Annotated in this window: 10 protein-coding genes; 7 read left to right on the forward strand and 3 right to left on the reverse strand. The window is 65.7% G+C overall.

All coding sequences use genetic code 11. The features are described from left to right. The first annotated feature begins 227 nt into the window (after positions 1-227). From ACFQ9R_RS07860 to ACFQ9R_RS07890, 7 genes are all read left to right on the forward strand, one after another. The gene (locus ACFQ9R_RS07860; protein WP_378989560.1) at positions 228-818 is read left to right on the forward strand and encodes a TetR/AcrR family transcriptional regulator; all 591 of its coding nucleotides are present in this window, start codon (positions 228-230) and stop codon (positions 816-818) included. 249 nt (positions 819-1,067) lie between these two features. Then, the gene (locus ACFQ9R_RS07865) at positions 1,068-2,459 is read left to right on the forward strand and encodes a flavin-containing monooxygenase (protein ID WP_378989561.1); all 1,392 of its coding nucleotides are present in this window, start codon (positions 1,068-1,070) and stop codon (positions 2,457-2,459) included. Between the two features lie 30 nt (positions 2,460-2,489). Further along, positions 2,490-3,734 carry an NADH:flavin oxidoreductase/NADH oxidase family protein gene (locus ACFQ9R_RS07870; RefSeq protein ID WP_378989562.1) on the forward strand — a complete coding sequence of 415 codons (1,245 nt, stop codon included), beginning with the start codon at positions 2,490-2,492 and terminating at the stop codon, positions 3,732-3,734. Positions 3,735-3,751: 17 nt separating this feature from the next. Next, complete coding sequence (locus ACFQ9R_RS07875) at positions 3,752-4,552, forward strand: SDR family NAD(P)-dependent oxidoreductase (protein WP_378989563.1); 801 nt, start codon at positions 3,752-3,754, stop codon at positions 4,550-4,552. 1 nt (position 4,553) lies between these two features. Next, positions 4,554-5,333, forward strand: a complete 780-nt coding sequence (locus ACFQ9R_RS07880; RefSeq protein WP_378989564.1) for an acetoacetate decarboxylase family protein — start codon at positions 4,554-4,556, stop codon at positions 5,331-5,333. Next, complete coding sequence (locus ACFQ9R_RS07885; protein ID WP_378989565.1) at positions 5,330-6,454, forward strand: hypothetical protein; 1,125 nt, start codon at positions 5,330-5,332, stop codon at positions 6,452-6,454. The genes ACFQ9R_RS07880 and ACFQ9R_RS07885 overlap by 4 nt, the downstream gene beginning before the upstream one ends. A gap of 16 nt (positions 6,455-6,470) precedes the next feature. Beyond that, positions 6,471-7,739, forward strand: coding sequence for a cytochrome P450 (locus ACFQ9R_RS07890; protein ID WP_378989566.1), 1,269 nt, complete (start codon positions 6,471-6,473; stop codon positions 7,737-7,739). A gap of 225 nt (positions 7,740-7,964) precedes the next feature. On the opposite strand, the gene ACFQ9R_RS07895 is transcribed toward ACFQ9R_RS07890, so the two are convergent. The 3 genes from ACFQ9R_RS07895 to ACFQ9R_RS07905 form a co-directional block, all read right to left on the reverse strand. Beyond that, positions 7,965-8,363, reverse strand: a complete 399-nt coding sequence (locus ACFQ9R_RS07895; RefSeq protein ID WP_378989567.1) for a hypothetical protein — start codon at positions 8,361-8,363, stop codon at positions 7,965-7,967. A 569-nt stretch (positions 8,364-8,932) separates the two neighbouring features. Further along, complete coding sequence (locus tag ACFQ9R_RS07900) at positions 8,933-11,149, reverse strand: MMPL family transporter (protein WP_378989569.1); 2,217 nt, start codon at positions 11,147-11,149, stop codon at positions 8,933-8,935. Positions 11,150-11,195: 46 nt separating this feature from the next. After that, positions 11,196-11,858: a class I SAM-dependent methyltransferase gene (locus ACFQ9R_RS07905; protein WP_378989570.1), complete on the reverse strand. Its 663-nt coding sequence runs from the start codon at positions 11,856-11,858 to the stop codon at positions 11,196-11,198. Positions 11,859-12,090 lie beyond the last annotated feature (232 nt).

A 12,090-nucleotide genomic window follows, 5' to 3' on the forward strand; every position in this document is an offset into this window, starting at 1 on the left:
CCGGCTGAGGTGCCCTCGGTGCCCGGCGTCGCGATGGTCGCTCGTGTTCCGAGCGCCGCGGTGAGCCGGTGCTCTGGGGGCGTGGGAGCGAATTCCTATTGCTGCATCTAGTGCAGCTACAGCGTGTGTAGAATTTTCCTCTGCGCTGTCGCTGGACTCACTCGGCGCGGAGAGGGTGGTACGCGATCGTGGCCGAACGGCAGAGCAGGGCAGCATATGCCCCGCGAATGGCTCCTGAGCAGCGCCGGGAGCAACTGTTGGACGCGGTTTTGCGGGTCATTGTCGGGCAGGGCGTGCACAAGGTGTCCATCGACACTGTCGCGAAGGAGGCCGGTGTGAGTCGCCCGGTCGTCTACGGCCATTTCGACGACTCCGACCAGCTGCTGCTGGCCTGCCTCGACCGGGAGGAGGCCGCGGCGGTAGCGCAGATGGCCACCGTAGTCCCGATGATGACGACCGATCCGACCCAGGCAATGGCGGACAGCCTCGAGCATTTCCTCGACGCGGTGCAGGCCGCGCCCGATAGATGGCGGGCGGCATTCCAGCTCGCCGACTCCAGCACTCCCGCCTTCCGCCGCCGTCTCGAACGCGGACGCCGAGCGTTCACCGAGGCGCTGACCGCGTATGTGCGCGCGGCGGCGCCGTCCGGACAGCTTGTCTCGGTCGATGTCGAACTCACTGCCCGTCTCGTGTACGCGCTGTTCTGGGAAGCGGGCCGACTCGTTCTGGCGGAACCCGATGCGTTCCCGCCGCAGCGCATTCGTGACTACGCCGCACAGCTCATTCCCGCTCTGCCTGCGTTTCATACCTCTGCCTGATCGAGCCGGGTCGACACCCTCGCGGCCGTCGATGTTTCGCCGCCTTCTCTAGGCGCTGCTGTTTACCGGCCGAAGATCGCCGTTATCGAGCGGCGACCTCGGCATGCCTTGCCGTCGTGTTCATCGACTTCCCGGTGTACGCCCCGCGTGAGGCCCGAAAACCGACTCGTGCTTGACAGGGCACCGCCAGGTAGCAAATACTACACTCAATGTAGCTACAAAGACTGTAGCTTTTGATGGGAGGTCGCCATGACGCGCCGGTACTGCATCATCGGAGCGGGATACACCGGTCTGGCCGTGGCCAAGGCCTATACCGACCTCGGTCTCGACTACGACCACATCGAGGCGACCGCCGCGATCGGTGGCAACTGGTCGCACGGGGTGTACGACTCCACCCACCTGATCAGCGCCAAAGCGGTCACCGAGTACCCCGACTATCCGATGCCGGACGACTATCCGGATTTCCCCAGTGCCGGGCAGATGCGCGACTATCTGCATTCCTTCGCTGCCGCATTCGGGCTCGATCGGCGCATCGAGTTCGACTCTCAGGTCACCGACGTCGCGCCGCTCGATGACACCGGGATGGCGGGATGGCGAGTCGAATTCGCGAGCGGTGAGGCACGTGAGTACACCGGCGTCGTCGTCGCCAACGGGCACTACTGGGACACCAACATCCCGACGTATCCCGGCGAATTCACCGGCAAGCAGATCCACTCCAAAAACTACAAGCGCCCCGCCGACCTCGACGGCACGCGGGTCCTGGTCGTCGGCGCCGGTAACTCCGGATGCGATCTGGCGGTGGAAGCCGCACTGAATTTCGGTACGTCGGAGATCTCTCTTCGCCGCAGCTACTGGTTCATCCCGAAGTATGTGCTCGGCGTGCCGAGCAGCAAGTTCGACATCGGCTCGGTTCCGGTGCCGAAACTACTGCAGGAGGCCGTCTTCCGGTCGATCGTCGCAGTGGGGATGGGTAGCTTTCACCAGTTCGGGCTGGAGAAGCCGAAGCACCGCATCTTCGACCAGGATCTGGTGGTCAACCAGCAACTGCCGTATTTCCTCAAGCACGGCCGGATCGCGGTCCGTCCCGAGATCGCGCGCTTGGACGGGCACACAGTGCATTTCGTCGACGGCACCAGCGGGGAGTACGACACCATCGTCTGGGCCACCGGTTTCAGGACGACCTTTCCGTTCCTGCGCGAAGGGCTGCTCACCTGGGAGAACGGGCAGCCGCGGCTGGTGTCGCACACTTTCGCGCCCGGCCTGGCCAACCTCTCCTTCGCCGGACTGGTCGCGCCGCGTTCCGGCGCGGGCATGTTGTTGATGAACAGCTCCCGGCTACTCGCCGAGGCCGCGTTGCTGCAACAGCAAGTACGCACCCCGCTCGGCGATCTCTACTCGATCGTCTCCGAACCCTCCGGTGAAATCCTCGCCGGTGGACCGGAATTGCGCTGGGAGGTGCTGCGCGGCCGATGGCTGGTGCGCGTGCTCACCCAGCTGTTCACATTGCGGATCCTGCTGTTGCGCAGTCCCGTCACGACGGCGACGGAACCTGCGAGCCCAGAACCCGTGCCGGTTGCGCCACGCAGGCTGACCCGCATCGTGGTGAGCCCAGTCCTCGCCGTCGCCCGTCGGATCGCTTGACTCCCAACCCACTACACAGGAGCCCCTTCCATGCCTCCCAAGAATCGTGCACCCCGGACGATCGCCGTCGGTAGCCCCTTGACCCTGCCGTGCGGGGTGACTTTGCCCAACCGCATCGCCAAGGCCGCGATGAGTGAACAGCTCGGCGAGATCAACGGTGCGCCCAGCCAGACGCTGACCCGTCTCTACAGTGCGTGGGGTCGCGGCGGCGCGGGTCTGTTGATCACCGGCAACGTGATGATCGATCGCCGCGCCTATGTCGAACCCCGCAATGTGACACTCGAAGACGATCGCCACTTCGAAGCCGTCGGCAACTGGGCGCGCGCGGGGTCGCGGGAAGGTGCCGTGATGGTCATGCAGATCAACCATCCCGGCCGAGTCGCGATCGGCCCGCTGAACCGGCTTCCGGTGGGCCCTTCGGCATTGCGTCCGGGGACGATCGGCTACAACCTGCGCAAGCCGCGCGCGTTGCCGCTCGACGACATCGCCGACCTGCGACGTCGCTTCGTACGCTCCGCGGAATTGGCGGTCGAGGCCGGTTTCGCCGGTGTGCAGGTGCATGCCGCGCACGGATATCTGCTCTCGCAGTTCCTCTCTCCCATCGCCAACCAGCGAACCGACCGATACGGCGGCAGCCCGGCGAATCGTCGTCGGCTGCTACTCGACATCGTCGCCGACGTGCGCGCAGCCATCGGGCCACGCGCACTGCTCTCGGTGAAGCTCAACTCCGCCGACTTCCAGAGCGGGGGACTGGACGAGCGCGAATCGCTCGATATCGCACTTGCCCTCGAGCAGCTCGGGATCGATCTGCTGGAGGTCTCCGGCGGCAACTACGAAGCGCCGGCGATGACCGGCGTGGTGCAGGACAGCACCCGTGCGCGCGAGGCCTACTTCCTGCGCTACGCCGAGAATCTGCGCGCCGAATCGGCGATGCCGCTCATGCTCACCGGCGGTGTTCGCACCCTCGAATTCATGAACGACGTGCTGGCACAGGGCGCGGTCGATGTGATCGGGCTCGGCCGCCCGTTCGCGGTGCGCCCCGATATCGCGGCCGAACTGCTGGCCGGTACGCAGGAGCCGCAGACGCTGCCCACGGCGCCGCGCATCCCGATCAAGGGCGCGACGCCGGTCAACTCCTACCTCCAATTGGCCTGGCACGCGGCGAATTTCCGGCGCATCGCGGCCGGCGAGCGTCAGGTGAGCGGACCGGGCGCGATCCGGACTCTGGTCGCCGCCGGGACCACCGTGACCGCCCGCGCGCTCACCCAATTCTGATCACCGAGGAGCAACTCATGAGCCTGCCCACTCCCACTCCCGCCCTGCGGGCCGTCGTCACCGGAGCCTCCTCCGGGATCGGCGAAGCCCTCGCCGACGGCCTGGCCGGTCGCGGATACTCGTTGATCCTGGTGGCACGCCGCGAAGACCGGTTGCACGAGTTGGCCCATCGGCTTGCCGAACGTCACCGCGTCGAAGCCGAGGTCCGCGCCGTCGACCTGTCCGACCGCGACGAGCGCGCGAAACTGTGCGAGGAACTCGCCACCCGCGAGATCGCCGTCCTGTGCAACAACGCCGGTTTCGCCACCTACGGCACGCTCGCGACCGCGAACCCGGCCAGGGAACGCCAACAGGTGGAGCTCAATACCGTTGCCGTCCACGACCTCACGCTCGCTGTACTGCCCGGCATGCTCGCCCGCCGCGCGGGCGCGATCCTGATCACCGGATCCACCGCGGGCAACCAGCCCGGCCCGAACAATGCCACCTACGCCGCCAGCAAGGCCTTCGCCAACACCTTCGCCGAATCGCTGCACGGTGAATTGGCCGGCACCGGCGTGCAGTGCACCTTGCTCGCGCCGGGGCCGGTGCGGACCGAATACGCCGAGGTGGCTGAGGTTCCGAACCTGGACCGGATGGTGCCGGGCCCGCTGTGGGTCAGCGCCGAACAGGCTGCGAACGATGCGATCGCGGGCATGGCAGGCGGTCGCCGCCGTGTAGTCCCCGGCATCTTCGCCAAGGTACAGACCGTCGGCGGCCAGTACACCCCGCGCGGGTTGGTCGGGCCGATCCTGCGCACCATCTACCGAAGGGTCAAGTGACATGGGTTGGGAACCTGCCGACCGGACGGAGGGCCGATCTTTCCGGGCGGATATGCGCCGCGCACTGGCGATCGGCGATCCGCGCCGCAGCCTCTACCGCGACGCCCACTACTTCAGCGCCACCGTCGACATCGACCCCGCTGCGATGAAGAGGTGGCTCCCGGCCGGCGTGCGGTTGACCGAACCGGCGCGCGCGGATCTGTTCACCGCGTGCTTCCCGGACAACAACTTCGAGTCGCCGGGATACCACGAGGCGGGGTTGTTCGTGCACATCAAGACGGTGCGGGGCACCGGAATCCACTGCCCGTGGATGATTCTCGACGACGATGTCGCCTTGATCATGGGGCGCGAACTGCTCGGCTATCCGAAGAAGCTCGGTGAGGTCGACTGGACAGTCACCGACACCGAGATCCGCGCCGAGGCGTCGCGCCGCGGCAACAAGCTGCTCACCATGGGTGGCAGGCTCGGCGCGGTCATCGCCGATCCGCCACCGATTCTGGGCCGCCCGCACCGCAATGTCGTCGGCCTCACCGGGCTGTTTCCCGCCTTCGTGGTGGGCTTCACGCCCCGCGAGCGGGTGATCGAGGTGCGCCAGATCGAGGACTTCAGCCTGGACGTACACGGTTCCGAACGCGATCCACTCGACCAGATGGGGATCGGGCGGGTGATCCAAGCGCGGCTGCACCGCGTCGATCTGCTCGGTGTGTGGGTGCCACCGATACCGCTGCGACCGCTCACCCCGCTGTTCACAGCGAGCCGGATGCGGCCTCGAGTCCTATGAGCATCGCCGATCGACTCATCACCGAACCGCTCGCCATCCCGCGACCGGCCGTCACCGCGCCGTTCCCCCGCATCGATACCTTCGACAAGGCACTCACCGCACCGGGCGGTTTCGGTCCACGACTGCGCGCATGCCGCACGGCCGCACTGAATTTCCGTCGCGAGTTCGCCGCCACCGGGCGACCGGACTCGGTGCGGACCCACGATCTGATATCGCTGCCGTATCCGACCCGCTACGGTCTGTTCCGCGCCGCGATCAGTCCCACACCGTTCGTCACCATCAGCAACCGCTTGCTGATCGTGCGCTGGACCGAGACCGACGGCACCCCGCGCACGTTGCTGTTCGAGCCGAGCGATCATGAACTCGACTCCTACACACCGTATTTCGATGACATGAAGCGATTGGCACCAGGACCGGTACGAGGCGTGTTCGTCCATGAGCACACCGATGTGCTGACTGCCTGCCGCCGCGCCGGAGTCGACCCGGCCGAGGTCGACTACCTCGCCTTCGACCACCTGCACACCCAGGATGTGCGGCGCTGGCTGGGTACCACCTCGCCGCAACCCGACATCAGCCCGAATCAACCTGTGGTAGCGGCTTTCCCGAATGCGAAGCTGCTGGCTCAGCGTGACGAGCTCGAGGCCATGGCCGACCTGCACCCGTTCCAGCGGCCCTGGTATCAGCCGAGCACCTTCGTCGACCTGCCACCCGAGAAGATCCTGCCGCTCGACGGCAGTGTCCTGCTCGGCCCCGGTGTCGCGCTGATCACCACGCCGGGCCACGCCATGGGTAACCAGTCGCTGGTGCTCAATACCGACACCGGCATCTGGGCGATCAGCGAAAACGCCATCGCCACGGAATGTCTCACGCCGGACCAGTCTCGAATTCCGGGTCTGGCGAAGGCCGCGAAATCCTGGGGACACGAGGTGGTGCTGAACGCCAACACCATCGAAACCGCGTACGAGCAGTACAACTCGCTGGTCATCGAGAAGACCATCGTCGATGTGTCCCAGCAGGATTCACGCTTCCTGCAATTCTTCCCGTCCAGCGAGCTGACCGGCGCACTGCTCAATCCCGGCACCGCACCCACCTTCACCCACCGCGCCATCCGGCACGGCTGACCCACTCGGCGGCATCATGACCACCACACCCGCGCGCAACCTCGGACTTTTCGCTCAGCTGCTCGATCCCGCACACCGCGCAGACCCGTACCCGCTCTACCACCGCATCCGCGAGCACGGACCTGTCCGGCTCGGCGGGGCACCGGTAGTGGTGTTGTCCTCGTATCAGGACTGCGCAACGGTATTGCGCGACAAGGCGAGCAGCGTCGAACGCCACTACGCCTCGATTCCTTTGGGACCCACCCCCGTTCACGACCTCGCCGGAGACCTCGCCGGCGAACTCACCGGCATCGCCCCCATGCTGTTCCGCGACAACCCGGATCACGCCCGCCTGCGTCGTCTGGTCGCCGCGACCTTCACTCCCGCCGTCGTGCGCCGGATGGAGCCACGGATCACCGCCATCGCCGACGCGGCTCTGGACCGCGCGGCCGAGCGCGGGCAACTCGATATCGTCGCCGATCTCGCCGGCCCGCTGCCGGTCACAGTGATCTGCGAACTACTCGGTGTCCCACTCGATGACGAACCCCTGATTCGAGGGTGGTCGACTGGACTGGCACGCGCTCTCGACCCGGTGTCGGCCACCGCCACCACCGGCCGCCCCGACCCCGCGGCACTGGTCAGCGATAACAACGCGCTGCACGATTACTTCGAACAGCTCGTGCGCCACCGCCGCACCCGACCGGGTGACGATCTGGTGTCCGCCCTGATCGTCGCCGAGGACTCAGGCCAGGCCCTGAGCCACGACGAACTCATCACCACCTGCGCGCTCCTGCTGATCGCTGGACACGAAACCACGGTCAATCTCATCTCCAACACCGTTCTGGCTCTGCTTTCTCATCGCCTCCATCGCCAGATCCTGCGCGTAGCACCGCCTTTCGTCACATCAGTGGTCGAGGAGAGCCTGCGCTACGACCCGCCGGTCCAGCTGGTTCCCCGCATCGCCCGCGAGGCCATCCAGCTCCCGGATATCACCATCGCGGCCGGTGACTTCATCGTCATGCTCCTCGCTGCGGCCAACCGCGATCCGGCGGTGTTCGCCGACCCCGATCGATTCGACCCCGCCCGTGCGAATCGTCATCTCGCCTTCGGTCTCGGCCAGCACTTCTGCCTCGGTGCCCCGCTGGCTCGGCTCGAAGCCACCGTCGCCATCAACTGCTTCGCCCGCCGGGTCATCGACCCCCGCCTGGTCAGCGATCCACCGAGCTACCGCGAGCACGTCACCTTGCGTGGACCGGCGGCGATGCCAGTCACCTTCGCCTCGATCGCTTCCGCGAACGCCGCGTGACCGGATGCGTGTGGTCCTGAGTGACCCGGGCGGGACCCAATCGGTCCAGTCCTCGTTCAGCCGGCGGAACGGGCCATGTAGCAGACCAGAGCCTCACCTCGGCAACGAACCGAGGTGAGGCTCTGTGAGTCCGGCCGCCTCGACGCTGAACCGGATAGCGCAGAGGCGCCCGCTCGATGACTTCCGCGCCGGCACGGTGCAGCCCCGGGATCGACCCGGAATTGCTCAGTCCAGGAGCTGGGGGTCCCGGCGGCAGTAGGTGATGGGCGGGTCGATGACGATCACATCGGTGACGGTCAGCAGGTCGGCGGGCACCTGGCCATCGAGGTGGATGAACGTGGGGCACAACACCACATCGACGGCGAGCTCGGTGACGAGGAACTGTAATCGGGCCAACGGTGTCGCCGTGAGTATCAGAGTCCCGAGGAGCTCGTAGCCGAGATCGGTCGCGGTGGTACGGATCAGTGATTCGCACTGCGGTCGGCTCGGACCGGTCAGGTCGGCACGCACATAGCCGATAGCGGTCCTGACGGCCGGACGCCGGCGCCGACGGGCGAACCCGATGTCTGCCGAGGCGCGAGTGAACCGGCGCGCACCGGCCGGGTCCGAGATCTGTTTGTGCATCGGATGTCCTGCCTTCGGTCGAAGCCATGTCTGCGGGCACGGCACGGATGGGAAGGTGATGGCGAGATCGCACCAGGCTGGAACGATCTGGCGCGATGAGCTATCGAGTCCGCCCGCGGACATAGGACGCAGTGGTCGCATCGGCGAAGTAGCGCACGGCGCGACTGGTGGTGATATCGGCTGCGCTGTCGCCGATGTCCGGGTGGGCGGCACACGCAACTCGAGGGGCAATCATCACCTGAACACCTCACTGTCTGCGGGGTGGAGCGTTCGACGGGCCCAACCTCATCACAGTTACCGATAGGCAAATAGAGTAGAAAGTCCCTCTAAAAAGAGTGGTCGGGGAGCCGTGTCAGCATCGGGGACGTGCTCGCGTCTCGGGTAGCGTTCGACCGGGTGGGTTGTGAGTACATCTTCACGAGCAGATCCACTGCTCGGTACGAAGCTCGCCGAAACCCCGGTAGGACTAGCACATCCGGGCACACTGGATCGGCTCGCCGCCGGACCGGCGTGTTACGCCGAAACCGAGACGGCATCACGTGGTGACACCGGCAGCGAATCCGGTACGTCTAGCGAGATTCGCTGATTCCGATTCGATCATGCAGTGCGGCAAGGGGTTTCGGAGCCCACCAATTGGCGCGGCCCATCACGTGCATCGCCGCAGGCACCAGCACAGTGCGTATAAGTGTCGCATCCATCAGCACCGCCAGGGTGAGCCCGAGGCCGAACATCCTCATGAATGGCACTTGCGAGGCTGTCAGCGCGCCGAATGAGATCGCCATGAGCAGCGCGGCGGCGGTGATCACCCGTCCGGTTCGGGCTACGCCCAGCGCCACGCCCTCGTCGTTGGCCTGAGTGCTGTGGTCGGAGGTCTCCCAATGTTCGCGGAACCGCGAGACCAAGAACACCTCATAGTCCATCGATAGGCCGAATGCGATGCAGAACAACATCACCGGCATGCTGGCGACCAGGGTTCCGGTGGGCGTGGTTCCCAGGGCTCCGAGGTTGCCGTCTTGGAAGATCCATACGAGCGCGCCGAACGTCGCCGTCAGTGACAACACGTTGAGGATCAACGCCTTCACCGGGAGCACGACACTTCCGGTGAGCAGGAAGAGCAGTGCGAAGGTGAGGCCGGCGATCAACCCGAGCACCAGCGGCAACCGTGAGGTGATGGCATCCACGCTGTCACGGTTGATTTGCGCGAGTCCGGATATCTGTACCGATCGGCCCGCCGGGCCCGCCACATCGTGAATCCTGTCCAGCTGTGTGTCGGAGGCGTCAGTGCTCATCGGTGCGGTGCTGAAGACCGTGAGAAACCCGCTGCCCTCGGCCAAGCCGGCCAGATCGGCCGGTGGCCCCACTTTCATGCCGCCCGCGAACGAGCCGGTCGGGGCGGCCACCGCGGCGACGTCGGGCACGAGAGAGAGGTTTGCGGCGTAACGCTCCAGGTCGGCCTGTTCCAGGCCGGCCGCGTCAGGGATGACGATGGGGATCGACGCCGCGGGATCGATGGCGAACTCGCTGCGTAACTGGTCACCCACCTGATGTGCCGACATGGAATCCGGGAGCAGGCGGTCGTCCGAGAATCCCCATTTCATGCCGATGGCGGGAGATCCGAGCAGCAATAGGAGTGCGATCACAGCCAGACCGATCGGTATGGCGTGGCGCATGACGCGCTTGGTCGAGCGGTACCAGAACGACTGCTCGATCGGTGTGGGCACGGGATCGGGTCTGCCCAGCAGGCGGCGAGCCAGGCGCCGCACATCCAGGGCATCCAGTCTGTGCCCCAGCAGGACGATGACCGCCGGTGACACTACGATCGCCGCAATCGCCGCGAAGGCGACGATGGACACGCCCGCGTACGCGAACGACCTCAGGAAATACATCGGGAACACCGCCAGCACCGACATGGACAGTGCGACGGTGATCGCGGAGAACGCCACGGTGCGGCCCGCGGTGGCCATGGTCCGGAACAGCGCGGCGTTGCCGGTGGCGCCGTCGGCCACTTCGTCGCGGTAGCGACTGATGATCAGCAAGGTGTAGTCGATCGCCAGGGCGAATCCCAGCGCGGTCGCCAGGTTGAGAGCAAAGGTCGACACCTCGGTGCCGAAGGTGATCAGCCTGAGCACCGACAACGAACCGACGATGGCGATCAATCCGACGGCGACCGGCAAGGCCGCCGCCAACAGCCCGCCGAACACCCACACCAGCGCAACGAAGCTCAGCGGAATCGCGATGGCCTCCATCAGAAGCAGGTCGTGCTGGCTCTGCTCGTTGACTTGCGCGTAGGCCAGTGGCGTGCCGCCGGCGCGCACGGTGACGTCGCCCCTGTCGCGCGCCACTTCGTCGGACAGGGTCTTCGCGTAGTGCTCCGCGTCGTTCTCCGAGCCCGCGAGATTGGCCACGATCAGCCCGGACCTGCCGTCTTTGCTGACCATGGCCGCCGCTGCCTGCTCGGGCGAGGTCCACGCCGACGACAGGTCCATGACGTGCGGCGACCGTTTCATATGGTCGACGACATCGATGGCGACCTGTCGACCTTGTTCACTGCGGGCACCGTCGGGGGCGGTCACCACGATCAGCAACTGCTGATCGCTGACGCCGAACTTGTCCGTCAGTAGCCGGGTCGCCCTGGCCGAATCCGACTCCGGATCATTGAAGCCGCCCGCCGACAGGCTCCCCACCGCCGGGATGCCGAATATCGCCGCGCCGACAAAGAGCGCCATCGTGACGGCGACGACTCGTCGTGGTGCGGCGACAGCCAGTTGTGTGATCCGGTGAAACAATGCGGGGTCCTCTCGGGGCGGGAGCTATCGGCGGACGGCTATATGATCAGTCGCGCCCCGGCTTGGTTGCCGAGAAATATGCGATCGCGCCCGAACAATTGATGGTGATCTGATCGAGGCCGGCCGCTTGAAGCCATTGACGAAGCTCGTTCTCCGGGTAGACATCGGCGAAGATCCCGCGCCGTTGCCACAGTGACACGAAGAGATCGTTCTTCCGGCCCTTACCGGTGAGAACCGTACTTCCGCGCAATACACCGCCCGGGCGTAGCGCGCGCCCGACAGCGGCTATCGCACCCGCCGGATCGGGCATGCAATGCAGGCCCATGTAACTCAGGCAGAGGTCGAATTCCGAATCGTAGGGAAGTGTCACCACGTCGCGTTCGACCAACTCGAGGTTCCCGATTGCGGATTTCTCTGCTTCTTTGGCGGCGAGCGTGAGCATCGCCGGGGAGACGTCGGCGCCGATGTATCGCTTCGGTGTGGTGCCGGCCAGTTGCGGGAATACCGCACCGCCGCCGCACGGAATATCGAGGACCTCGGCGCCGTCGACCAGACCGCGCACGTCTTTCAGGTCGGCATAGAAACGCCGGTAATCGGATCCGAATGCGACGTATGTGTAGACCATCGCAACGATCGGATGCTTCACCGTGTAATCCCATCCTGAAGTGATGGGTGTGCCTTTACGCCATTTCTGGGTGACGATCGTCATTGTTCTTTACCATCCTTTTCTTCGGCGTATCGCACTGATATGAGTGGCTTCGTGATCCGGCCGTTCATGCGCAAAACGTATGTCCGCCGATATGTTGGGTTCGAGGGGTGCGCGGGTCGGTCCAGGGCGATCACGTGGATTGCGGGATGCTTGCGAAGGTGCCGCGCGGAAAGCCAATTGCGATGGGGTGCAAGGGTATTGGTGGTCGTAACCACATGCTCCCGGGTCGCGC

This window comes from Nocardia sp. NPDC056541, assembly GCF_042794235.1.
GTDB lineage: Bacteria > Actinomycetota > Actinomycetes > Mycobacteriales > Mycobacteriaceae > Nocardia.